The 23,848-nt window shown below is 67.8% G+C and carries 22 protein-coding genes; 6 read left to right on the plus strand and 16 right to left on the minus strand.

Features of this window, described 5'->3' with window-relative positions; genetic code table 11:
- A partial coding sequence (locus tag AC5P9C_RS05640; RefSeq protein ID WP_180850687.1) for a flagellin N-terminal helical domain-containing protein occupies positions 1 to 189 on the minus strand: 189 nt, incomplete at its 3' end.
- A gap of 72 nt (positions 190 to 261) precedes the next feature.
- On the minus strand, positions 262 to 1,479 hold the full coding sequence (locus AC5P9C_RS05645; RefSeq protein WP_329850510.1) for a flagellin: 1,218 nt from the start codon (positions 1,477 to 1,479) through the stop codon (positions 262 to 264).
- Positions 1,480 to 1,673: 194 nt separating this feature from the next.
- On the opposite strand from AC5P9C_RS05645, the gene AC5P9C_RS05650 reads away from it, so the two are divergent.
- Positions 1,674 to 1,865 (plus strand): hypothetical protein, encoded by a 192-nt coding sequence (locus AC5P9C_RS05650; protein ID WP_313287347.1) that lies wholly within the window; start codon positions 1,674 to 1,676, stop codon positions 1,863 to 1,865.
- 13 nt (positions 1,866 to 1,878) lie between these two features.
- On the opposite strand, the gene flgL is transcribed toward AC5P9C_RS05650, so the two are convergent.
- The 12 genes from flgL to AC5P9C_RS05710 all read right to left on the minus strand — a co-directional run bounded on the left by flgL (position 1,879) and on the right by AC5P9C_RS05710 (position 13,545).
- On the minus strand, positions 1,879 to 3,081 hold the full coding sequence (flgL, locus tag AC5P9C_RS05655) for a flagellar hook-associated protein FlgL (RefSeq protein ID WP_164688366.1): 1,203 nt from the start codon (positions 3,079 to 3,081) through the stop codon (positions 1,879 to 1,881).
- Positions 3,078 to 4,958 (minus strand): flagellar hook-associated protein FlgK, encoded by a 1,881-nt coding sequence (flgK, locus tag AC5P9C_RS05660; RefSeq protein WP_064238486.1) that lies wholly within the window; start codon positions 4,956 to 4,958, stop codon positions 3,078 to 3,080. Before flgK ends, flgL begins: the two co-directional genes overlap by 4 nt.
- A gap of 8 nt (positions 4,959 to 4,966) precedes the next feature.
- Positions 4,967 to 6,166, minus strand: a complete 1,200-nt coding sequence (flgJ, locus tag AC5P9C_RS05665) for a flagellar assembly peptidoglycan hydrolase FlgJ (protein WP_057494232.1) — start codon at positions 6,164 to 6,166, stop codon at positions 4,967 to 4,969.
- Between the two features lies 1 nt (position 6,167).
- Positions 6,168 to 7,304, minus strand: a complete 1,137-nt coding sequence (locus AC5P9C_RS05670; RefSeq protein WP_053463209.1) for a flagellar basal body P-ring protein FlgI — start codon at positions 7,302 to 7,304, stop codon at positions 6,168 to 6,170.
- Between the two features lie 2 nt (positions 7,305 to 7,306).
- Complete coding sequence (flgH, locus tag AC5P9C_RS05675; protein WP_049467794.1) at positions 7,307 to 7,999, minus strand: flagellar basal body L-ring protein FlgH; 693 nt, start codon at positions 7,997 to 7,999, stop codon at positions 7,307 to 7,309.
- Between the two features lie 22 nt (positions 8,000 to 8,021).
- Positions 8,022 to 8,807 (minus strand): flagellar basal-body rod protein FlgG, encoded by a 786-nt coding sequence (flgG, locus tag AC5P9C_RS05680; protein ID WP_005416457.1) that lies wholly within the window; start codon positions 8,805 to 8,807, stop codon positions 8,022 to 8,024.
- Between the two features lie 103 nt (positions 8,808 to 8,910).
- On the minus strand, positions 8,911 to 9,660 hold the full coding sequence (locus tag AC5P9C_RS05685; protein ID WP_049467791.1) for a flagellar basal body rod protein FlgF: 750 nt from the start codon (positions 9,658 to 9,660) through the stop codon (positions 8,911 to 8,913).
- A gap of 32 nt (positions 9,661 to 9,692) precedes the next feature.
- The gene (gene flgE, locus AC5P9C_RS05690) at positions 9,693 to 10,916 is read right to left on the minus strand and encodes a flagellar hook protein FlgE (protein ID WP_049467789.1); all 1,224 of its coding nucleotides are present in this window, start codon (positions 10,914 to 10,916) and stop codon (positions 9,693 to 9,695) included.
- A gap of 32 nt (positions 10,917 to 10,948) precedes the next feature.
- Positions 10,949 to 11,632, minus strand: coding sequence for a flagellar hook assembly protein FlgD (locus tag AC5P9C_RS05695; protein ID WP_049467786.1), 684 nt, complete (start codon positions 11,630 to 11,632; stop codon positions 10,949 to 10,951).
- 23 nt (positions 11,633 to 11,655) lie between these two features.
- Positions 11,656 to 12,063: a flagellar basal body rod protein FlgC gene (flgC, locus tag AC5P9C_RS05700; RefSeq protein WP_049467783.1), complete on the minus strand. Its 408-nt coding sequence runs from the start codon at positions 12,061 to 12,063 to the stop codon at positions 11,656 to 11,658.
- Positions 12,064 to 12,066: 3 nt separating this feature from the next.
- The gene (flgB, locus tag AC5P9C_RS05705; protein WP_049467779.1) at positions 12,067 to 12,462 is read right to left on the minus strand and encodes a flagellar basal body rod protein FlgB; all 396 of its coding nucleotides are present in this window, start codon (positions 12,460 to 12,462) and stop codon (positions 12,067 to 12,069) included.
- A 138-nt stretch (positions 12,463 to 12,600) separates the two neighbouring features.
- Positions 12,601 to 13,545: a chemotaxis protein gene (locus AC5P9C_RS05710; protein ID WP_049467776.1), complete on the minus strand. Its 945-nt coding sequence runs from the start codon at positions 13,543 to 13,545 to the stop codon at positions 12,601 to 12,603.
- A gap of 199 nt (positions 13,546 to 13,744) precedes the next feature.
- Between AC5P9C_RS05710 and flgA the strand changes: the two genes are divergently transcribed.
- From flgA to AC5P9C_RS05730, 4 genes are all read left to right on the plus strand, one after another.
- Entirely contained in the window at positions 13,745 to 14,401 is a 657-nt protein-coding gene (flgA, locus tag AC5P9C_RS05715) for a flagellar basal body P-ring formation chaperone FlgA (RefSeq protein ID WP_312556998.1), read from the plus strand.
- 75 nt (positions 14,402 to 14,476) lie between these two features.
- Positions 14,477 to 14,782, plus strand: a complete 306-nt coding sequence (gene flgM, locus AC5P9C_RS05720) for a flagellar biosynthesis anti-sigma factor FlgM (RefSeq protein ID WP_074725091.1) — start codon at positions 14,477 to 14,479, stop codon at positions 14,780 to 14,782.
- Positions 14,779 to 15,117 carry a flagella protein gene (locus AC5P9C_RS05725; protein ID WP_049467768.1) on the plus strand — a complete coding sequence of 113 codons (339 nt, stop codon included), beginning with the start codon at positions 14,779 to 14,781 and terminating at the stop codon, positions 15,115 to 15,117. The genes flgM and AC5P9C_RS05725 overlap by 4 nt, the downstream gene beginning before the upstream one ends.
- Positions 15,118 to 15,207: 90 nt before the next feature.
- Positions 15,208 to 16,428 carry an ATP-binding protein gene (locus AC5P9C_RS05730; RefSeq protein WP_049467822.1) on the plus strand — a complete coding sequence of 407 codons (1,221 nt, stop codon included), beginning with the start codon at positions 15,208 to 15,210 and terminating at the stop codon, positions 16,426 to 16,428.
- A gap of 593 nt (positions 16,429 to 17,021) precedes the next feature.
- On the opposite strand, the gene AC5P9C_RS05735 is transcribed toward AC5P9C_RS05730, so the two are convergent.
- Entirely contained in the window at positions 17,022 to 18,794 is a 1,773-nt protein-coding gene (locus tag AC5P9C_RS05735) for an EAL domain-containing protein (RefSeq protein WP_049467766.1), read from the minus strand.
- A 4-nt stretch (positions 18,795 to 18,798) separates the two neighbouring features.
- On the minus strand, positions 18,799 to 20,901 hold the full coding sequence (locus AC5P9C_RS05740) for a sensor histidine kinase (protein WP_343543392.1): 2,103 nt from the start codon (positions 20,899 to 20,901) through the stop codon (positions 18,799 to 18,801).
- A gap of 130 nt (positions 20,902 to 21,031) precedes the next feature.
- On the opposite strand from AC5P9C_RS05740, the gene AC5P9C_RS05745 reads away from it, so the two are divergent.
- Positions 21,032 to 23,791 (plus strand): bifunctional diguanylate cyclase/phosphodiesterase, encoded by a 2,760-nt coding sequence (locus AC5P9C_RS05745; RefSeq protein WP_414614963.1) that lies wholly within the window; start codon positions 21,032 to 21,034, stop codon positions 23,789 to 23,791.
- Positions 23,792 to 23,848 lie beyond the last annotated feature (57 nt).

Raw genomic sequence — 23,848 nt, forward strand, 5'->3', positions numbered from 1 at the left:
GACGTCGGTACCGCGGATCTGCGTGCCGAAGCGCTCGGAGATCGCCAGGCCGGCGGCGTCGTCCTTGGCGCTGTTGATGCGCGAACCGGAGGACAGGCGCTGGATGGTGGTAGCCAGCGAGCTGCCGCTGGTGCTCAGGTTACGCTGAGCATTCAACGACATCGTATTGGTGTTGATGACTTGTGCCATGAGGAGAGGTCCTTGAGCGGTTGCACGTGAGTTGGGTTAGACGCCCCCGACGTGCCCCGGGGGCGGCTCATGTCAGCGCTGCAACAGGCTGAGCACGTTCTGCGGTACCTGGTTGGCCTGGGCCAGCATGGCCGTACCGGCCTGCTGCAGGATCTGGGTGCGGGTCAGTTCGGCGGTTTCCTTGGCGAAGTCGGTATCGCGGATGCGGCTGCGCGATGCGGACAGGTTCTCCGAGGAGGTCTGCAGGTTGGCCACCACCGAGGTGAAGCGGTTCTGGATCGCGCCGAGGTCGGCGCGGACGCTGTTGACCGATTCCAGGGCCTTGTCGACGATCGACATCGCCTTCTGGGCGCCTTCGGCGGTGGTGACGTTCAGGTCCTTGACGAAGCTGACCGCTGCACCGGTCAGGGTGCCGCCGTTGGTGCTGGTTTCGGTCAGGCCCAGGCCGGCGAGGGTCGCAGCGGTGGCGCCGGCCGGCGGGGTGGCCGCGCTGACGCCCAGGGCGAAGGTCTGGCCGTCCTTGACCGAGGCCAGGCTGATGACGCCGGCATTGACCGAGGCCACCACGCCGGTTTCACCCAGCTTGTTGTTGATCGCTGCAGCGGTGGCCGAGGTGATCGACTCGCCGGCCTTCACGGTGAAGTCGCTGATGGTGACCGTGGTGGCGGTGCCGCCCGGCGGGGTCACCGAGACCTGCAGGCCGGAGTAGGTGGTGTCGGCCGTCGCCTTGTCCACCGCCAGTGCGGTGCCGGTGTAGCCGTTGGCGAAGGTGGCCGCGCCCAGCGAATCGGCCTTGGCATTGACCACGCTGTTGATCGCGATGGCCTGGCCGGCGTTGGCGCCCACCTGGAACAGCTGGCTGGTGAAGCTGCCATCGAGCAGCTTGGTGCCGTTGAAGTCGGCCTGCTTGGCGACGCGGTCGATTTCCGAGACCAGCTGGGTCACTTCGGCCTGCAGTGCCTTGCGGTCGCTGGCCGAGTTGGTGGCGTTGGAGGCCTGCACGCCCAGTTCGCGGATGCGCTGCAGGTTGTTGCCCACTTCGTTCAGCGAACCTTCGGCGACCTGGGCCAGCGAGATGCCGTCGTTGGCGTTGCGGATGGCCACGTCCAGGCCACGGATCTGGGTGGTGAAGCGCTCGCTGATGGCCAGGCCGGCCGCGTCGTCCTTCGCGCTGTTGATGCGCAGGCCGGACGAGAGGCGCTGGATGGTGGTAGCCAGCGAGCTGCCGCTGGTGCTCAGGTTGCGCTGAGCGTTGAGCGACATCGTATTGGTGTTGATTACCTGTGCCATGGGGTCGTCTCCTCTTATATGGAACCCGTTGGTGAATGGAACGAAGCGCCGCCTGTTTTTTTGTGTGGCTGTGTGCTTCGCCGTTGCCAAATGAATAACGGCGCTTTGTCAACAACCTTTAGCCGTGAATTCCGTCGAAGCCAGAATTCGTTGCCTGAAGCTGTTTTCCCGGGGTTTTCAGCCCTGATGCCAGGGTGGAAGCGGCCCCGGGCGGGGCGGTCGGGCAGGGCCTGACCAGCGCTGATGAAGGTATCGGCGGGGTCGGGCCGGGCTTGATGGAGAATCACGGAACATCGGCCGGCGACGGCCAGGTGGCCGCGCGCCGGCAGGCAGGCGCGCAAACGAAAAAGGCCGCGATGCAGGGCATCGCGGCCTTTCGGGACTGACGCGGGCGGGGCGTCAGCGCAGCTTGTTGAACAGCGACATCGACTGCATCTGCGAGAAGATCGTCTGCGCCGCCTGCAACGCGGTGCTCTGCAGCTGGTACTGGCTCAGCGCATCGGCGTAATCCAGGTCGCGCATCTGCGACAGCGTGGTTTTCAGGGTCACGCCATTGGCCTCGCGCATGTCGGCGGCATTGTCCAGCGCCTTCAGCTGCGCGCCTCCCGCAGCGCGCGAATCGATCATCCGCTCGGACGCACGCGCCACGTCGCGCAGTGCGCTCTGCAGCTGGTTCTGCTGCGCGGCCATCTGTGCAGGGGTGCCAGTGTCGGCGCCCAGCGCGGCCACCAGGTTGTCCATGGTGGTGAAGATGTCGCGGCTGCTGGCCGCCTGCACGTTGAAGCTGTCGCCGGCTGCCGGTGCGCCGGTGATGCGCAGGCGCACACCGTTCACTTCCAGGTCGTCGCCGGCCTTGTAGGTGCCGGTGCCGGTCACGTTGCCCGCACCGTCCACCACCTCGTACTGGGTGCCGGTGGTGAAGCGGACGCTGAAGCCCTGGCCGTTCCAGCTGTCGCTGCCGTCGCGGGTGATGTTGGTCAGCACGCCGTTGCCGGTGTTGCCGGCCGCGGCGCTGCCGTCGACGAAGCCATCGCCGGTGGGAATGCGCATGAAGATCTCGCTGCCGGGCAGCGCGTCCTTCACGTAGGTATCCGGACCGACTTCGACCTGGCGCTGGGTCTGGTCGCCACGGTAGACCACCTTGCCGTTGATCTTGGCAAAGGGCGGGTCGCCGTCGTTGGTGCCACCGAACACGTAGCGGCCGGTGCCATCATCGGCGTTGGCCAGCGACAGCAGGCCGTCGCGGATCTGGTTGACCTCGGTGATCAGCGTCTTCTTGTCCGCCGCGCTCAGCGCCGGGTTGCTGGCCTGGATGGTCAGATCGTTGACGCGCGCCATCAGCTCGTTGACCTGCGCCAGGGTGTTTTCCTGCACGCCCAGGCGGTTCTGGACGTTGCCGGCATTGAGCTTCATGCGGTCCAGTGCGGCCAGGCTGCGGTCGAGGCCGACCGCTGTGCCGGCAGCCACCGGATCGTCCTTGGCGCTGACGATCTTGCTGCCGGTGGCGATCTGCTGCTCCAGGTGGCTGAGCTTGGCCTGCTTGGCCATCATCAGCGACACCGACTGGTTGAACATCATGCTGGTGGAAATACGGCTGCTCATCGGCGGACGGCTCCCAGGATGGTCTGGAACATGCTGTCGGCGGTCGAGATCAGCTGCGAGGCGGCCTGGTAGGCCTGCTGCAGGCGCAGCATGTCCGCCGCTTCCTCGTCCAGGTTCACGCCGGAGACTTCGTCGCGGGCTTCCTGCGCTTTGTCATTGATCACCAGCTGCGCGTCGAGCGAGTACTCGGCCGAGCGGGCGGCGGCGCCGACCTGGGTGGTCAGGCCCCCCAGCGCACCATTGAGTGTCACCGTTCCGGCGTTGAAGGCCTTTGCGCTTTCCACCTTGGCCAGCTTCGACGCGTTGCTGTTGTCCGACGAGCCGGCCGGGGTGGGGGTGATGTTGAACGTGTCGCCCACCTTCGGCGCACCGTCCAGCACGAAGCTCCAGCCGTTGGCACTGATGGTCTGGCCCGGCGTATAGGTCTGCGGCGGGCCACCGTCGATGGTGTAGGTGGTGGCCGAGGTGAACACGATCGCTGCCGGATTGCGCAGGTTCGCGTGGGTCGAATCGGTGACGGTGACACCGCTCAGCTTGCCGGTGCCGGTGTTGGCGGTGGCTGCTGCACCCTTGACGGCGGCGGCGGCGGCGATGCGCGACGGATCGGTGATCGCCATTTCCAGGCTGCCGGCCACCCCCGCGGTCGGCTGCAGCAGGAAGCGGTCGTTGGCCGCCGGCGTGCCGCCGACCACCAGCTGCACGCCGTTGATCACCAGCGGATCGCCGGCGGTGCCGGTGCCGGTCAGCGGGATGCTGGCGCCGGTGTCGGCACGGCTGGCCTTCCAGGTGGTGCCATCGAACTGCAGCACCACGTTCTGCGCGTCCAGCTTGCCCAGGTCGCCATAGGTTGCGGTCAGGGTGCCGGTGCCGCTGTTGCTGTTGTTGGCGGTGACGCGCGGGTTGCCGATGTTGAAGAAGTCCCCACCCATCTGGCCATACAGGTCCACGCCCTGGTGGTGCACCTGGTTGAAGCTCTCGGCCAGGCCCACCGCCAGCTTGCCCAGTTCGGCCTGCGCCGGGGTCAGCACGGTGTCGCGGAACTCCAGCAGGCCGCCGATCTGGCCGCCGACTGCCTTCGGGTCGAGGCGGATGGTGTTGCCCTGGGTCTCCAGCGCCAACTGCAGGCGCTCGGGCTGGTACGGGTCGGCCACGGTGGTGACCTTGGTCGCCGTGGTACCCACCACCAGTGCGTTGCCGCCGGCGGTGTAGACATTCATGATGCCGCCGTCCTGGATCACCGCCGTGCCACCGGTGTAGCCGATCAGCTGGGTGATCAGCTGGTCGCGGCGGTCGAGCAGGTCGGGCGCCGCGGTGGCGACGTTGGTGCCGATGGCGCCGTTGATCTGGGCGATCTCCTGCGCCAGGCGGTTGACCTCGGTGGCACCGGCCAGCAGGCCGTTGTTGACCTCGCTGTTGAGGTTGTTCAGGTGCGTGTTGAGCTGCACGAAGCGGTTGGCCAGGGCTTTGCCACCGTCGAGCATGTTCTGGCGGTCGGCGGTGCCGGCCGCGTTCGACGACAGGCCACTGACCGAATCGAAGAAGTTCGACCAGACGCCAGAGACATTCGTGGCCGCATCGGAGAACAGCGCGTTGACCCGGTCGGCCATGCCCGAAAGCTGTTTCAGGCGCGCCAGTTCACCGCTGCTGTCGAGCAGGCGCGAGATCGCCAGCTGGTCGGCGGTGCGGCGGATGTCGGTGATCCGGGTGCCGTTGCCGACCGTGCCATAGCCGTAGTTCTGCGGGTCGGCGGTGGCGAAGTTGACCTTCTGCCGGCTGTAGCCGGGCGTATTGAGGTTGGCCACGTTGTGGCTGGTGGTCGCCAACGCACGCTGGAAGGCGAGCAGGGCACCGGTACCGGTGGAAAGTACGCTGGACATGGGGTTCCTCAACGACGGGTGATACCCAGCGCCGCGGTCGCGGTGCTGGCGAAGGTCTGGCCAAGGCGCGAGCCGGCGTCGGTCACGGCCGCTACGGCACGCTCGATGGTCGGGCCACCGGCAATCGCGGCGATCTTGGCTGCATAGCGCGGGTCGGTGGCATAGCCGGCGCGCTGCAGGCCACGGGCGAAGCCCTGCACATCGGTGCCGGCCTGCAGGGCCTGCTGGTAACGCGGGCTGGTCTTCAGCAGACGCACATAGTCGGCAAAGCTCTCGGCGGGCGAGCTGTAGGCGCGGAAGCTGGCGGTTTCGTTGCGGCGCACGCCATCCACGTATTCGTGGGTGCCGGCTTCAACGCGCTGGCCGCTCCAGCCGGTGGCCTTGATGCCGAACAGATTGTGCGAGGTGCTGCCGTCGGACTGGCGGATGTGGCGCTTGCCCCAACCGGTTTCCAGTGCTGCCTGCGCCACCAGCGCCCGGGCATCCACGCCCAGTTCCCGGGCCGCGCTCTGCGCGTGCTGCCAGATGCTGGCGACGAAACCCTCCGGCGTGTGCTCGCCGAGCTGGGCGACGGCGGTCCGGGTGGCCAGCGCGTCGACCGGGCTGACGGCGGTGCCGCGGTTGCTGGCCGTGGCCGACCATTGATCGTTGTTGGCGGCCCAATCCTGGCCCTGCAGGCTGCCCATGTACGGATCCTCGGTGCCGAGCGAGCGATGCAGGCCGCTGCTTTCGCGGCCGGCGATCAGGTCCAGCGCCTGCTCCATCGGTGCCAGCGCGGCCTGGGCACCGTGCTGTGCGCCGGCCGCCATCTGCTGCAGCATGCGCACGGCCTGGCTGCCATCTTCCAGCGGCAGCGACGGTGCCGGCTTGTCCGGGGCGTTGAGCTGGTAGGCGCGGCTGGCCTTGGCCGGATCCACGCGGGTATCCAGCGCCGGGCCGTCGGCGGCCTGGCCGGACAGCTGCCGGCTGATCATGCCCGACAGCCCCAGGCCCTTGCCGCGGGTCATCGCCTCGGCGATCTTCTGGTCGTACATGTCGCGGAACATCTTGTTCTCGCCGGGAAACAGCGAGTCGCCGAAGCTGGCATCGCGCATGCTCTTGACCAGCATCTGCGCGAACTGGCCTTCCAGCTGGCGTGCGACCTTGTCGATCTTCGCCGGATCGTTCTGCTGCGCCGGGTGCAGGTCGAATGCGGGATTGATGCGCATGTCAGATCACCTCGAGCTCGGCACTCAGTGCGCCGGCCTGCTTCAGGGCTTCCAGGATCGCGATCAGGTCACCCGGTGCCGCACCCACGGCGTTCACCGCGTGCACGATCTCGTCCAGGGTGGTGCCGCCGCTGAACTTGAACATGCGGCTGCCGTCGTTGGTGGCGGTGATGGTCGACTGCGGGCTGGCGACGGTGCGGCCGCCGGACAGGGCATTGGGCTGGCTGACGTTGGTGTTTTCCTGGATCGTCACCGTCAGCGAACCATGCGAGATGGCTGCAGGGCCGACCCGTACCTGCTGGCCGATGACCACCGTGCCCGTGCGCGAATTGACCACGACCTTGGCCGGCGCGCTGCCCGGGGTCAGTTCCAGGTTCTCGATGCGCGCCAGCAGGCCGATGCGCGCGCCCGGATCGGTCGGCGCAGTGACCGCGACCGTCACGCCATCGATCGCCCGCGCGGCGCCTTCGCCGAACGCATTGTTGAGCGCGGCGACCATGCGCGAGACCGTGGTGAAATCGTTGTTGTGCAGGTTCAGGGTGATGTCACCGCCGTTGGCCAGCGGATCGGGCAGGGCGCGTTCAACGGTGGCGCCGTTGGGAATGCGGCCGACGCTGGGCACGTTCACCGAGACGCGCGAACCATCCTTGCCCTGCGCACCGAAGCCGCCGACGATCAGGTTGCCCTGCGCGATCGCATAGATCTGGCCATCGGCACCGCGCAACGGGGCCATCAGCAGCGAGCCGCCGCGCAGCGACACCGCGTTGCCGATCGAGGACACGGTGATGTCGATCGGCTGGCCCGGCTTGGCGAACGGCGGCAGCTCGGCATGGATCGCCACCGCCGCCACATTCTTCAGCTGCGGGTTGACGTTCGGCGGCACGTTCACGCCCAGTTCGCCGAGCAGGTTCTTCAGGCTCTGCACGGTGAAGGGCGCCTGGCTGGTGCGGTCGCCGCTGCCATCCAGGCCGACCACCAGGCCGTAGCCCACCAGTGCGTTGCCCCGCACGCCGCCGACCTGGGCCAGGTCCTTGATGCGCTCGGCGCTGGCCGGGGCAGCCACGACCAGCAGCATCAGCGCGACGAACGACGCCACGCGGCGCTGCCAGGAAGAAGAGGAGAAGAGTTTCATGGCCATACTCAGAACGGCGTCAGGCCGGAATTGAAGAAGCGGCTCAGCCAGCCCATCGCGTTGGACTGCGCGACCGGGCCGCGCCCGCCGTAGACGATGCGGGCCTCGGCCACGCGACTGGAAGGAATGGTGTTGTCCTGGCTGATGTCGCCCGGGCGCACGATGCCCTGCACCTGCACCAGTTCATCACCCTGGTTCAGTCGCAGGTTCTTCTGCCCCTGCACCACCAGGTTGCCGTTGGGCAGGCGCTGGATCACCGTGACGGTGACGCTGCCCTGCAGGCGGTTGCTCTGCGCGCTGTTGCCCTTGCCGGTGAAATCGCGCTTGCCTGCTGCGGTGGCGCTGAGGATGTCCTTGCCGCCCAGGGTGACCGGCGCGCCGAGGATGGACGGCGTGCCCAGGCTCAGGTTCGATTCCTTGTTGGTGGCAGTGTTGGCACTGGTCTGCGCGGTGGTGTTTTCCAGCAGGGTGATGGTCAGCAGGTCGCCGACATCACGTGCGCGGCGGTCCGAGTACAGCTGCAGGGTGGGACCGGCGGCGTAGATCGCGCCGGCAGTCGGCGCGGCCTGCGGCGGCATGATCGGCTGGATCGGTGCCATCGCCGGGTAGGGGCGCACGTCGCCCGCGATCACGCAGCCACCGAGCAGGGCGACCACGGCGCAGGCGAGGGCAGTGCGGGCGAAGTTGGAAATGGGCGACATGGCGGTTTCCCGGTTGGGCCGGTCAGATCTTGTTGTTGAGGTAGCCGAGCATCGAATCGGTGGTGGAGATCGCCTTGGCGTTCATTTCGTAGGCGCGCTGGGTTTCGATCATCGACACCAGCTCTTCGACCACGTTGACGTTGCTGCCTTCCAGTGCGCCCTGCACCACGGTGCCGAGGCCGTTCAGGCCGGGGTTGCCGTTCTGCGCCGGGCCCGATGCCGTGGTTTCCAGGAACAGGTTCTCGCCACGCGCCTGCAAGCCGGCCGGATTGACGAAGTCGGTCAGGGTCAGCGCGCCCACTTCCACCGACGCCGCGTTGTCGGCCATCTTCACGCTGATGGTGCCGTCGCTGCCGATGGTGACCGACTGCGCACCTTCAGGAATCTGGATGCCCGGCTGCACCGGGTAGCCGCTGTTGGTGACCAGTTCGCTGTCCTGGTTGATCTTGAACGAGCCATCACGGGTATAGGCCGAGCTGCCGTCGGGCATCTGCACTTCGAAGAAGCCGCGGCCGTTGACCATCACGTCCAGCGCGCGGCCGGTCTGCTGCTGGCCGCCCTGTTCGAAATTCTTGGCGGTGGCGACCACGCGAACGCCGGTACCGAGCTGCAGGCCGGTCGGCAGCTGGGTCTGCGCCGACGACGAACCGCCGGGCTGGCGTACCTGCTGGTACAGCAGGTCCTCGAAGCTGGCACGGTCCTGCTTGAAGCCGGTGGTGTTGGTGTTGGCGAGGTTGTTGGAAACCACCGACATGCGCATCTGCTGCGCATCCAGTCCGGTTTTCGCGATCCACAATGCCTGGTTCATCTTCGGTGTCCTGTCTGGGTGAAGCCGGCCGCGCGATGCGGCCCCTGGTAACGGGTGTGCAAGCGGTGTGCCAGCGCCGCGCCCGGGCGGCGCCGGAAATCCGTCAGCTGCCCAGGCGCAGCAGGCTGTTGGCACTGCGCGCGTTGTCGTCGCCGTGCTTGATCACCTGCACCTGCATTTCGTACTGGCGCTGCAGCTGGATCATCTGCACCAGCGCACCGGCGGCATCGACGTTGCTGCCTTCCAGCTGGCCGCTGTGCACGGCCGTGCCCTGCGCCGGGGCGAACGGCTGGCGCGGATCGGTGTTGCGGAACAGGCCATCCAGGCCGCGCTCCAGGCGCTCGTCCGGGGCCTGCACCACCTTGATCCGGCCGATCTGCGCCATCGTCTGCGGGCCTTCGCCCTGCGGGATGATCGAGATCGTGCCGTCGCCGCCGATCTCCATCGCCTGGTAGGGCGGAATGGCGATCGGGTTGTTGTTGTCATCCAGCACCGTGCGGCCGCCGGAGGTCACCAGCTGGCCGTTCGGCGTCACCGACAAGGCTGCGCCGCGCGTGTACGCTTCGCTGCCGTCGCTGGCCTGCACGGCCAGCCAGGTGCCGCTCTGCAGCGCGAGGTCCAACGGCTTGCCGGTGATGTGCTGCGCGCCGGGCCGGCGGTTGAAGCCGGCGTCGACGTGCAGCGCATCCACCCGCGAGGCAAAGCCCGGGCCGCGGATCGGGAAGGCTTCGGTGTTGGCCAGCGCTTCCTTGAAGCCGGGGGTGTCCGAGTTGGCGAGGTTGTGGCTGAGCGTTCCCTGCGCCTGCAGGGAGGCGCGGGCACCGGTCATCGCCACGTAAAGGGCTTTATCCATGCGGGGAGTTCCGTGACAGGGTCAGCAGCTCATCAACGGATGTTGATGACGGTCTGGGTGATCTGGTCCTGGGTGGTGATCATCTGCGCGTTGGCCTGGAAGTTGCGCTGCGCGGTGATCATGTTGACCAGCTGCTCGGTGAGGTCGACGGTGGACGCTTCCAGCGAGCCGGCCTGGATCTTGCCGAGGTTGGAGGTGTCCGGCATGCCGGTGCGCGGCGTGCCCGATTCGAAGGTCTCCACCCACAGGTTGTTGCCCTTCGATTCCAGGCCCTGCGTGTTGTTGAACGTGGTCAGCGCGACCTGGCCCAGCGGCTTGTCGTCGCCGTTGGAATAGCGGGCGTAGACCACGCCGGATTCGGAGACGGTGATTTCATTGAGCTTGCCGGCGGCGTAGCCGTCCTGCTGGGTGTTGCGCAGCGCGAACTTCTCGCCGTACTGGGTCGAGCCGCTGATGTCCAGCGTCATGTTCAGCTGGCCGGCGCCGGTGGTGGGGGTGAAGGTGCCGAGGCTGACCTTGCCGTTGGCCGGGACGGTCAGCTTGCCGCTGTTGTCGAAGGTGACCGCAGTCGGGGTGCCGGCGGGCTGGCCATCGACGTAGTTGTGCACGGTCCATTCGTTGGGGTTGGCGCCCTTGACGAAGTACGAGACCTGGATGTGGCTCACGCCCAGCGAGTCGTACACGGTGATGCCACCGCTGGAATGGTTGTAGCTGTTGGAATCGGCCGGGTCGAAAGTCGCCACGGTCGGCTGCTTGGCATTGGCCGGCAGGGTGAAGCCAACCTTCACTTCGCTGGTCTGCTTCGGCGGGCTGTCGGTGGTCAGCAGCTGCAGGTCGACCAGGCGACCGGCATCGAAGTTGGTGCCGTCGGCATTCGGCGCGAACACCTGCAGGCGCGCGCCCTGCGGGTTGACCACGTAGCCGGCCGAATCGGTCTGGAAGTTGCCGGCACGCGAGTACACACGCGAACCGTTCATGTTCATGGTGAAGAAGCCCTCACCGGAGATGGCCATGTCCAGGCTGCGCCCGGTCTGCTCGTTGTGGCCCTGGATGAACTGCTGGGCGACGTTGGAGACGCGCACGCCCGAGCCGGTCTGGTTCTTCGACAGGCCATAGCTGGTGGAGGCGAACAGATCGGCGAACTCGGCGCGCGACTGCTTGAAGCCGGTGGTGTTGACGTTGGCGACGTTGTTGGCGGTGACGCTCAGGTCGGTGTTGGCGGCATTGATGCCGGACAGCGAGACATTGAAGCCCATGGGATGCTCCTGGTTGATGCGGGATGTGCGGCTCAGCTGACGCGGAGCACGTAGTCGATCGGGGCCGTGCCCAGGCCCTTGAGGTTCAGGTACAGGCCGTCGGAACCGACGGTCACGCTCTCCACCGGCGCCTGCACGTAGGTGGACAGCTTGGTGCTCTTGCCGGCGGTATCGACATGGTTGGCGACGATGGAGTACTTGCCCGGCTCCATGCGCTTGCCGTTGGCGTCCTTGCCGTCCCACTGGAAGGCGGTTTCGCCGGCGGCCGTGGCTTCCACGCTCAGCGAGGTGACCTTGGCGCCATTGGCATCGGTGATGTCCACGGTGATGATGCCGGCCGACGGTGCTGCCACCGTGCCTTCGACGCTGCCTTCCTTCTCCAGCACCAGCTTTTCCGACGGGACCAGCACCTGGTGGCCGACCAGCGCCGCACCACGCAGCACCTGGTCACTGGCCATCGATTCCTGGAAGCCCTTGACCGTCTTGTTCAGATCGGTGATGCCCTGCACGGTGGACATCTGCGCCATCTGCGCGACCATCTGCGTGTTGTCCATCGGCTTCAGTGGATCCTGGTGCTGCAGCTGCTCGGTCATCAGGCGCAGGAAATCGGCCTGGTCGAGCGTGTTCTTCTTTTTCGTGGCGTTGCTGTTGGGGGCGTTCAGGCCCAGCGCGGAGTACACATCCTGGCTGGTCTGGTTGTTGACGGCGGTGGTCATGGCGGTATCCGGTGCGGCGGGCCTCAACGGCCCATGGTCAAGGTGGCCAGGGCCAGTTCCTTGGCGGTGGTCAACATCTCCACGCCGGCCTGGTAATTGCGCGAGGTCGAGATCAGGTTGACCATCTGTGCGACCGGATCGACGTCGGGCTGGTAGATGTAGCCATCGGCGTCGGCCAGCGGGTGGCCCGGCTCGTAGCGCTTGATCGGCGCGGCCTCGCTCTGGGTGATCTCCTTCACCTTCACCGAGGTGATGTTCGGATCGTCCTTGCTGGTGACGGCCTGGAAGATCGGTTCCAGCGGCTTGTAGACGGCGTCGGCGGAACCGGCGACGGTGTCGGCGTTGGAGAGGTTGGAGGCGATGGTGCTCATGCGCACCGACTGCGCCTGCAGCGCGGAACCGGCGATATCGAAGATCGGCAGGTTGCTCATTGCTTATTGCCCCGTGATCGCGGTCAGCATGGAACGCACCTTGCTCTCGACGAAGCTGAGCGAGGCGCGGTATTCCAGTGCGGCGCGGCCATAGGCGGCACGCTCGGCATCCGGATCGACGGTGTTGCCGTCCAGGCTGGGCTGCACGCCTTCGCGCGCGATCTGGAACGGGTTCAGGCCACTACTGATCTCGTAGTGCTGCTCATGGGTGGTGGCCATCAGGCCGTTGGCATCCTGCCCCTGGGCGTGGCGCAGGGCGGCATCGAAGTCCAGGTCCTGGGCCTTGTAGCCGGGCGTATCGGCATTGCCGAGGTTGCTGGCGATCAGCTTCATCCGCTGTTCGCGCAACGGCATGGCCTGGGCGTGGACGCCCAGGTAGTCGGAAATCAGGTTGCGCACGGTGCACTCCCACGGGAACGTTGCCCGGGAAGCTGCAAGGGGTGTGCCAAATTCGAGGGGTTAGTGCCGGCCGCTGGCCGGCTCCCCGATGGATCTGCGGTTGCCGGCCAGCGGCCGGCACTACCGGATCAGTGGCTGTCAGGCCGCCATCGCCACCTTGCGCAGGCGGTCCAGCACGAAATCGGCCAGTTCGTGCGGCGAGTACTTGGCGACGAACGCGTTGGCGCCGACGCGCTCGACCATGGCGTTGTTGAATACGCCCGACAGCGAGGTGTGCAGCAGCACGTACAGGCCGGCCAGGCCCGGGTGGCGCCGGATTTCTGTCGTCAGCGTATAGCCGTCCATGGCCGGCATCTCGATGTCGGAGATGACCATGGCGTAGCGCTCGGCCGGGTTCTCGCCGGAGGCGTGCACCTGCAGCAGGTGGTCCAGTGCCTGCTTGCCGTCGGAGAGCAGGGTGGCGCCCACCCCCAGCTGGTCCAGCACGCTGCGGATCTGCTGGCGGGCCACGCGCGAGTCGTCCACCACCAGTACCTGCAGCTGCGGCCCGTCGGACGGCATGGCCATCGCCGGGTCGAGCACCGCTTCGCCGCGCACCTGGGCGATATCGGCCAGCACGCTCTCCACGTCGATCACCTGGATCAGTTCGCCCTGGAAGCGCGTCACGGCGGTCAGGTAGCTGGATTCGGCGCCAAGTTCCGGCGGCGGGTGGATGTCCTCCACCGCGATGTTGACGATGCGCTCGACGCCGCTGACCAGGAAGCCCTGGATCGAGCGGTTGAACTCGGTGACCACCAGGTAGCCCGGCGAGGTATCCGCATCGGGCTCGCGTTCGGGGTGGCCGATGGCCAGGCCCAGGTCCAGCACCGGCACCGAGCGGCCACGCACGTCGGCCACGCCGGCGAACTGGCTGGGCAGCCCGGGCACCTGGAACAGCTCCGGGCGCCGCAGGACTTCCTGCACCTTGAAGACATTGACGCCAAAAAGCTGACGTCCGCCGAGACGGAACAGCAGCAGCGCCAGGCGGTTGTGGCCGGCCAGTCGGGTCCGCTGGTCGATCCGGTTGAGCAGGTCATGGGACATGGCTGCTGTATCGGCGTGGCAGTGGCGGAACTTGAGGGCGTTCTGCCGCCCGCGAGGCCCGCACCGCGTTTGTAGAGTCGACTGTCAGTCGACTCTACCCATCCGGTCGCATCCCCATCCCGGATCCGATCAACGGGCCCCGGCGCTCTGGCACACCCCTTGCACGCTGCTGGGCCAGATCCCATCGACAGGAGGCGCCATGCGCCGGGTCACATCTCTGTTCGCCATCGCGCTCGCCCTGGCCGCGCCGTGGGCGGGCGCCGCGGACTGGCAGCCGGTGGCCAGCATCCGCACTGCGGCGCTGTCGACGCTGCCCGCCGGCAGCGAAGGCGAGGCCCAGGTGGCCGATGCGCTGCGGCTGCCGAAATGTGGCGGTGCGTTGCAGGTGCAGCCCACCGCCAACACCACGGTGGAGGTCAGTTGCCCCGATGCCGGCGGCTGGCGGCTGTTCGTGCCGGTGAAGGTGCGGCGCAACCAGACCGTGCTGGTGCTCAACCGCGGAATCGGCACTGGAGAAACCCTCACGGCCGCCGATATCACTACTGCCCAGCGTGACGCTGCCCGGATTGCCGGTGCGGTGCTGTCCGATCCGAATGCTGCGATCGGCCGCATTGCCCGCCGTCCGTTGCAGGCCGGAGCCCTGCTGTCGAACAACGATCTGGTGGTCCAGCGTCTCATCAAGCGAGGAGACAATGTGGCCCTGGTTTCGCGTCGCGGCTCGGTCGAGGTCCGCATTGCCGGCCGCGCGATGGGTGATGCCGGTGAGAACGAGCGGGTCTCGGTGGAGAACCTGTCCTCGCGGCGGATCGTGCAGGGCACGGTCGACGCCGCAGGTGACGTAATCGTGGCGCGTTGATTTACCGCAAAATATCCCTAAAGATCACGGCCCTGCGGCCGTTATCCCTTGTGAACGGCAACTCCAGGACACCCCATGAGCCAGAAAATCGACGGCAACCTGCAGGTCCCCCAGGCCCTGCGCAGCGTGACGACCCCGGCCCCCAAGCCCGGTGTCAGCACCGATGCGGCGGCACGCCCGGTCGAGGCGGCCGACAGCCTGCGCCTGACCGGCGAGGCCACCAACCTGCAGGCGATCGAGCGTGAGCTGACCACCGCCCCGGCGATCGACGCCCAGCGCGTGGCGGCCGTGCGCGAGTCGCTGCAGAACGGCACCTACAAGATCAATCCGGACGCGATCGCATCGCGCATGCTCGATCTGGACCAGCAGCTGCGCGGATGACTGCGGCGATGAGCGAGCCGCTGCAGCGTCTCGCCCAGGCCCTGGACGTTGAGCGCCAGGCCCTGGTCGAGCACGACGTGCACGCCCTGATCCGTGCCACCGGTGCCAAGCTGGAAGCGCTGCGTGCGCTGGAAGGCGCGCCGCCGGTGGGCGAGGGCGAACAGCTGCAGGAGCTGGCCGAGCGCAACCGCGCCAACGGCGTGCTGCTGGCGCGCCGCCGCCGCGAAGTGAACTGGGCACTGCGCCAGCTCGGCCGCACCGAAGACGCCTCGGCCTACGACGCCAAGGGCCAGTCGCACACGGTCAGCATCGGCCGGCCGCTCGCCGTCGCCTGACGCGACGGCGATTCCACACTGCTTCCCTGCGGGCTGAACCCCGCTGCGTGACCGCGTATATTGGGCGCCTGTTCGAACGCCCGAGTCGCCGTGTCCGCTGCCAACGCCCTGGTTACCGCCCCCCTCCCGCCGCAGCCGGTGCTGCAGGCCCTGCTTGAGCGCCTGCGCGAGGGCCTGCTGCTGTTCACTGAAGACGGGCAGGTGGCCCTGGCCAACCCGGCCGCGCAGAACCTGCTGGCCAGTGGCGAGCACGGTGGCCTGCCGCCGCCGCAGCGCCTGCGCGAACTGCTGCCCCCCGATGCGCTGGAACATGCACGCCAGCATGGCCACTGGAATGGCAGCCTGCCGCTGGGCGAGGGCGTGGTCATTGCCCACCTGTACCACCACGGCCCGGTCGGCGAAGGGCATTTCCTGGCCCTGTTCCGCCACATCGAGGGCCAGGAAGATTACGAACGCGAACTGCAGCAGCGCCACGCCGAGCTGCGCCAGGCCTACCTGCGCCTCAATGGCACCCAGGAAAAGCTGCTGCAGTCGGAGAAGATGGCGTCGATCGGCCAGCTGGCCGCCGGCGTCGCGCACGAGATCAACAACCCGATCGGCTACGTGCACTCCAACCTGGGCAGCCTGCAGGAATACCTGCGCAGCCTGTTCACCGTGATCGAAGCCTACGAGCGCGCCCTGCGCGCGCCGGACCCGAAGGCGCTGATCCCGGAAATCGACGATATCCGTGACCGCCTGGACATCGATTTCATCAGCCGCGATCTGCCGCAGCTGATGGCCGAATCCCGTGAGGGCATCGAGCGGGTGACACGCATCGTGCGTGACCTGAAGGACTTCTCGTACTCTGGCCGCGACGAGTCGTGGAAGCTGGTCGACCTGCACGCCGGCCTCGAGTCGACCATCAACATCATCTGGAACGAACTCAAGTACAAGGTCACCCTGGTGCGCGAGTTCGGACAGCTGCCGCTGGTGGAGTGCCTGCCGTCGGAGTTGAACCAGGTCTACATGAACCTGCTGCTCAACGCCGGCCATGCCATCGCCGAACGCGGCACGATCACGGTGCGCACCGGCGTCGAGGGCGATCACGTGTGGGTCGAGTTCGAAGATACCGGCGGTGGCATCTCGCCGGAACTGCGCCAGCGCATCTTCGATCCGTTCTTCACCACCAAGCCGGTGGGCAGTGGCACGGGCCTGGGCCTGTCGATTTCCTACAGCATCATCAACAAGCACCATGGCCGCATCGACCTGGACAGCACCCCGGGCGTGGGTTCGCGCTTCCGCGTCGTACTGCCGATCAAGCAGCCGCGCTGACCGCTTCCGGTAGTGCCGGCCGCTGGCCGGCAACCTCATCGAACCGGGCACCCAGAGCAGCCGGCCAGCGGCCGGCTCTACCCAGGGCCAATCGGTAGTGCCGGCCGCTGGCCGGCAACCTCATGGGAATCGGACACCCAGAGCAGCCGGCCAGCGGCCGGCTCTACCTGGGCCAATCGACGGTAGTGCCGGCCGCTGGCCGGCAACCTCATCGAACCGGACACCCAAGAGCAGCCGGCCAGCGGCCGGCTCCACCGGGGCCAATCGGTAGTGCCGGCCGCTGGCCGGCAACCTCATCGAACCGGGCACCCAGAGCAGCCGGCCAGCGGCCGGCTCTACCAGGACCAATCGGTAGTGCCGGCCGCTGGCCGGCAACCTCATTGAACCGGACACCCAGAGCAGCCGGCCAGCGGCCGGCTCTACCGGGGTCAATCGGTGGTGCCGGCCGCTGGCCGGCAACCTCATCGAACCGGACACCCCAAAGCAGCCGGCCAGCGGCCGGCTCTACCAGGACCAATCGGCTGGCCGGCAACCTCATTGGAACCGGACACCCAGAGCAGCCGGCCAGCGGCCGGCTCTACCCGGCGGAATCGTCACCGCGGCGGGCGATCCTCACCGCCGTCTCCGCTTTCCACCTGCACCGGCCCGGCATTGCTGCGGCGCTGTTCCTCGTACGTGCGGAACGCCTGGTGGATGTGCTTGCGCAACTCGTCGTCGTTCCATGGCTTGGTCAGGAAGCGATAGATCGCACCGCGGTTGATCGCATCGGTCACCGTGTTCAGATCGGTGTAGCCCGACAGCACCAGGCGGATCGTATCCGGGTACAGCATCTTCACCCGGCCCAGGAACTCGGTGCCGCTCATGTCGCTCATGCGCTGGTCGGACAGGATCACCTGCACGTCGTTGATCGCCAGCAGGTCGAACGCATCACGCACGTTGCCCGCCGCCAGGATGCGGTAGCCGTCGCGGCGGAACAGGCGCACCAGCGAGCGCAGCACGTTTTCCTCGTCATCCAGCAGCAGCAGCGTCCGGTCCGGGCGCGTTTCGGCGAAGGCTTCCGGGCGCAGGTAGCGGCGGCGCAGGGTCATGCCGGCGGCATCGGCCGACATCGGCTCGCCGAACAGGTAGCCCTGGAACACGTCGCAGTCGTTGCGGCGCAGGAAGCCCAGCTGGGCCTGCGATTCCACGCCGTTGGCGATCACCGTCATGCCCAGCTGGTGGCCCATCGCGATGATCGCGCGGGCAATGGCCGCCTCGCGGTTACCGGCCGGCGCGCTCTTGATGAAGCTGCGGTCGATCTTCAGCTTGTCCACCGGGTAGCGCACCAGCGCGCTCAGGCTGGAGTCGCCGGTACCGAAGTTGTCCAGGCTCAGGCTGATGCCTTCGTTGCGCAGGTTGGCCAGCGTCTCATGGACGAAATTGACGTTGTTGGTCAGCGCGCTTTCGTTGATCTCCAGCGTCAGCATGTGCGCCGGCACGCCAGCGGCCTGCAGCAGGGACATCACCTCGGCGAAGAAGTTCGGCCGCAGCAGCTGCAACGTGGACACGTTCACTGCGATGGTGAAGTCATCAAAGCCCTGGTCGCGCCACAGCCGGGCCTGCTTCAGCGCGCCTTCCAGCACCCACGTGCCGATCTGCACGATGATGCCCAGGCGCTCGGCGGTGCGCATGAACCGCTCCGGCACCAGCATGCCCAGGGTCGGCGACTGCCAGCGCAGCAGCGCCTCCATGCCGACCACGTGGCCGTCGCGGGCGCTCACCAGCGGCTGGTAGCGCAGCTTCAATTCGCCATTGGGAATGGCGTCGACGATCTGGCGCGCGATGATGCTCTCGCTGTGCGCGCTCGGCGGGGTATCCACCGCATGGATGCGCACGGCATTGCCGCCTTCGCGGGCGGCCTGGTACAGCGCATCCTCGGCATGGTCGAGCAGGCGCGAGGCGCTGCTGGCGTGCTCCGGGCACAGGCTCACGCCCAGCTTGCCGGTCATGAACAGCGTGTACGGCAGCACCGACAGCGGCAGTTCCATCTGCTGGCGGATCTCCTCGGCGAAATCCTCCGGCAGCGGCACGTCGTCGGTGCGTGGCACGGCGATCAGGAACTCGTCGCTGCCATGCCGCCACAGCTTGCCGCGCCCACGCAGGTAGGACTGCAGGCGCTGGGCCACCAGCACCAGCGCCTGGTCGCCCACTTCGGCGCTCATGTTCTCGTTGACCGATGCGAAGTGGTCGATGTCCACGTGCATCAACATCAGCGCGATGCCGCCGGAGGCCGCCTCGGCAACCATCGCCTGCAGCTCGGGGTTGCCGGCGCCAAGGCGGTCGGGAGCATCATCGATGCTGACCGGGGGCAGGTTGGAATTCCACATAGGCTCAGTATTCCGGTGAATCGACGGCGGCCATGCAGGCCGCCTGGTAGGGAAGATGGACGTCGACCAGGGTGCCTTCGCCATGCGCGGACTCGATCCGCACGTGGCCGCCGACGCTCTGCGCGCGCTCGCGCATCACGATCAGGCCGAGGCCGCGCGGGCCATCCGGATCGAAGCCCTCGCCATCGTCGCGGATCTGCAGGTGCAGGCCGCGCTGGCCGACATCGCGCAGCTGCAGCAGGACCTGGCTGGCGCGCGCATGGCGCAGCGCGTTGGTCAGGCTTTCCTGGGCAATGCGGAAGCAGGCCTGTTCGATGCTGTTGTCCGGGCGATGCGGCAGCGGTTCGATCTCGGCCAGCAGCTCCACCGGCGAAGAGCGGAACAGCACCCGCGCCTGCCAGCTCAGCGCCGCCTCCAGGCCCAGTGCATCCAGTTGCGGTGGACGGAGCAGGGTCGAGATGTCGCGCAGCTTGGCCACAGTGGTGTCGGCCAGGCTGACGATCTGCGCCAGATCCTCGCCGCGACGCTGCGGATCATCCTCGTCCTGCGCCGCGTGCGCGGACAGCTTGATCGCGGTGATGGCCTGGCCGATGTCATCGTGCAGGTCGCGCGAGATCGCGCGCCGCTCGTCCTCCTGCAGCGAGAACAGTCGCCCGGCCATCGCCTGCAGTTCGCGGTTGCTGGTTTCCAGCGCGCTGCGCGTGCGTTCGGAATCGCTCAGGTCGCGCACGATCAGCAGCTTGCAGTCGCGGCCGCCGTAGCGCACTTCGCCCACCGCCAGGCCGGCGTGGAAGCTGCGGCCGTCGGCACGCTGCATCGCCACCACGCTGCTGTGGCCCGGCCCCAGGTGGGGCTGGCCGGCGCGCAGCTGGCTGCGCACCCGCGGCAGGTCTGCGGCAGCAACCAGTGCCGACAACGGCTCGCCCAGCAGGGTATGGCTGCCATAGCCGAACAGGCCGGCGGCCCAGGCATTGGCGTACAGCACATGTTCGTCGGACAGGATCACCACGCCGTCGGGCAGCACCCGCACCAGCTCGCGGAACTGCTCCTCGCGCTCGCGCAGCAGGCGCCGCGACTGCTCGCGCTCGGTCACGTCCTGCAGCGTGCCCAGCACGCGGCTGCGACCGGCTTCATCGACGCCACTGGCCGCGCGCAGGTGCACCATCAGCGCGCGCCCGTCCATCGACAGCAGCGGCAGCAGCACGTCCACCTGCACCGGCTCGCCGCAGCACAGCTCGGCCAGCAGCTGTTCGGTCTGGGTGGCGGTGGCCGGGTCGGCCGGGACCAGCAGTTCGTCGAAGCGGTGCCAGCGCCGGGCCTCGGGCGGGCGCCGGCCGAGCAGGCGATAGACCTGGTTGGAATAGCGGCCCAGCCCGGTGGACGGGTCCAGTTCCCAGGCGCCGATGCGAGCCAGTTCGTGGGCTTCCTCCACCCGTGCCAGCGCCTGGTCGCGACGCAGCTGGGCCAGGTCCTCGGCAGTGCGGTCGATGGCGATCAGCAGGCGGGCGTTGTGGCCGTCGTAGCTGATGGCGTTGGAGCGCAGTTCCATGTGCCGCAGCGAGCCATCGCGCAGCTGCAGCTGCGCGCGCAGGATGCACAACGCCTCGGGCGCCTCGCGGATCGCCTCCAGCTTGGTCTGCAGCGCCTGGTCCTGGCCCGGTGGCCACAGCGCATCGATGGTCTGCTCCAGCAGTTCGTCACGGTCCCAGCCGAACGCGCTGCAGGCGGCGGGATTGGCATCGAGGATCGCCAGCGTGTCCAGGTCATAGACCAGGATCGGGCCGGGGTTGCCCTCGAACATCTGGCGCAGGCGCAGCTCCGAGGCCTGCTGGCGGGCATGGGTGTGCAGCACGTGTTCGGCCAGCGGCCGCAGCAGCAGATACAGCAGGCCTGCGCTGGCCAGGGCGAAGAACGAACCCTTCAGGCCCTGCCACAGCGCCGCCCGCTGCGGATCGGGCACCAATGCCTGGACCACGCTGTCGGTGGAGATCATCCAGGCCAGCGCCATCACCAGGTAACTCAGCACCACCCGCCGCCGGTCACGGCTCAGCGCCTGCGCCATCCGCGGGTCGGGAACAGGGGCGTTGCCGGTGGGGTCTGCGGGCATGGGCGGGGCGGGTGACAGGGGCGCCGGTCATCTTACCCCGCAGCGTGCCGTGACCACTCAATTATCCGCCGCAGGCGCCGTTAACCACTGCGTGCCCCGCTGACGGGCGTGTCATCCGGAGCAAGATCGCGTGGACCAAGGGATCATCGCCAGCCTGCTGCAGCACCCGCTTGCGTCGGCGCTGGTCATCGTCGACCGTGCCGGGCGCCCGCTGGCGGCCAATCCGGCCGCGCGCGAGCATGGCCTGCCGGCCACCGTGGCGGCCTATGCGCCGATGCTGGAAGATCTGCGCCTGATGGCCGCCGATGGCGGCATCGTCGCCTGCACGCTGCCGGGAGGCCCGCGCGGGCACTACGACGGCCACCTGCGTGCGGTGCACGACGGCGCCGGCAACCTGCTGGCCTTCACCCTGAGCATCCCCGAGCCGGTGCCGGTGGACGGGGGCGGGCGCTGGGAGCTGGCGCTGGACAGTGCCGGCCACAGCCTGTGGGACTGGGACATTCCCGGTGACCGCGTCACACGCACGCCCGCGCTCGGCGAGGATGCTGCGACCGGCATGCTGGCACACGTGCACGGCGAGGACATCGTGCAGGTGCGTGCCGCGCTCGACGAGCACCTGCGCGGGCACAGCGAGCAGTACAGCGCACAGTTCCGTTTCCGCCAGGCCGATGGCCAGTGGCGTTGGGTGCTCGATCGCGGCCGCGTGGTCGCCCGCACCGCCGATGGTCAGCCCCTGCGCATGGTCGGCACGCATACCGATATCGAGCAGCAGAAGCAGCTCGAATCGCTGCTGCAGGAACAGCAGCTGCACCTGAGCGAGGCCCAGCGCATCGCCAGCATGGGGAGCTGGTCGTTTGATCCCAACAGCGGGCATTTCTGGTGGTCGCCGGAACTGCGTTCGCTGCTGGCCCTGGAGCAGGGCGCCGTTCCGGGCCAGCGGCGCTGGCTGAAGCAGCTGCATCCACGCTCCCGCGGCGCGCTGCGCGCGGCATGGCGGCGGTTGTGGCGCGATGGCCGGGCTGCCAACCTCGAGCTGGAGCTGACCCGCGGCCATGAGCCTTCGCAGCACCTGCGGCTGTGGATGCAGCCGCTGCTGGATATGGATGGGCAACCCAAGCGACTGCTTGGCCAGGTACAGAACATCACCGAACAGCACCAGACCGATGCGTTGATCCGCTGGCGCACCGAACTGCTGAACCGGGTTTCCGCGCTGGGCCGCATCGGCGGCTGCGAGATCGAAGTGCAGACCCGCAGCATGCAATGGACCGAGGAGTGCTACCGCATCCATGGCCTGCGCAAGGAACCGATCACCCTCGACCAGGCGCTGGCGCTGTACACCGAGGACTCGCGCAACGCGTTCGAGGCGGCGCTCGCCCGTATCGCCAACGGCGGCCTGCCCGAACAGCTGGACCTGTGCTTCTACCGCCAGTCCGGCCTGCGCGTTTGGGTGCAGGTGCTGATCGAACTGGACCGCCGTGACGGCCTGCCGCCGCGGTTCGTCGTCCTGTTCCGTGACATCACCCGCGAGCGTGAAGCCAACGAGCGCATCGAACTGCTGGCCCACTACGATCTGCTGACCGGCCTGCCCAATCGCGTGCTGCTCGGCGAGCAGACTGCCGAGGCCATCGAGGAAGCGCGCGATCGCGGGACCTCGCTGGCGATGCTGTTCATCGACCTGGACGGCTTCAAGACCATCAACGACAGCTTCGGCCACGCCACCGGCGATGCGCTGCTGAAGGCCGCCGCCACCCGGCTGCACCAGAACCTGCGCAACAACGACCTGTTCGGCCGCTTCAGTGGCGACGAATTCATCGTGGTGCTGCGTGACCTGGCCGAGCCGGAGGACGCCGGTCACGTGGCACGCAAGCTGATCGCCTCGTTGGCCGAGCCGCTGCGCCGTGGCGAGACCACGTTGAAGGTCGGCGCCAGTGTCGGCATCGCCATGCTGGGCGATGCGCAGACCGATTTCGACTCACTGCTGCGCGCGGCCGACGCCGCGATGTATGCGGCCAAGGAAGCCGGGCGCAATACCTACCAGTACTACAGCCAGGACGCGCTGGCCCGCATCCAGCGTCGGCTGGACGTCGAGCATGCCCTGCATGGGGCGATCGAGCGCGACGAGTTCAGCCTGGCCTACCAGCCGCTGCTGCACGCCCACCACGGCGAGCCACCGGCGATCGAGGCACTGTTGCGCTGGCACCGACCCGGCATCGGCTACTGCAGCCCGGCCGAGTTCATTCCCATTGCCGAAAAGTGCGGCGAGATCGTGCGCATCGGCGACTGGGTGCTGAACGAGGCCTGCCGCCAGGCAACCGCGTGGGATCGTGCCGGACTGCACTTTGATCGCATCGCGGTCAATGTGTCGGCGGTGCAGCTACGGGATCGCGGCTTCGCCGAGCGCGTGATCGAGATCTGCCATGCCCATGGCTGGCCGCCGCAACGGCTGGAACTGGAGCTGACCGAGTCGGCGCTGATCCGTGACACCGACATCCTGCGCCACTGCTTCGACGTGCTGGAGCGGCACGGCGTGCCGCTGGCGGTGGACGACTTCGGCACCGGCTTCTCCAACCTCAATTACCTCAATCGCTTCCCGGTGGGGCGCCTGAAGATCGACCGCAGTTTCGTGCAGGGGATGCTGCATGATTCGGGCACGGCCGAAGTCACCCAGGCCATCGTCCACCTGGGCCACGCGCTGGGCATGAAGGTGGTGGCCGAAGGCGTGGAAACCCACCAGGAAGAAGACATGCTGCGCCGCCAGGGCTGCGACGAGATCCAGGGCTACCTGTACTCGCGCCCGCTCAGCCCGCGCGATCTGGCGCAGTGGCTGCGCCAGCAGCGCCCGGCGCCGATGCGCACCGACGCCAGCGGCGAAGCGGTGCTGGTGCGCTGACGATCTGCGCTGGCAGATGCCGGCCCGGTGTGGCCTGACTCTGGTGCGCCCGGCTCC

The organism is Stenotrophomonas sp. YJH_SMC_10 (assembly GCF_059371555.1).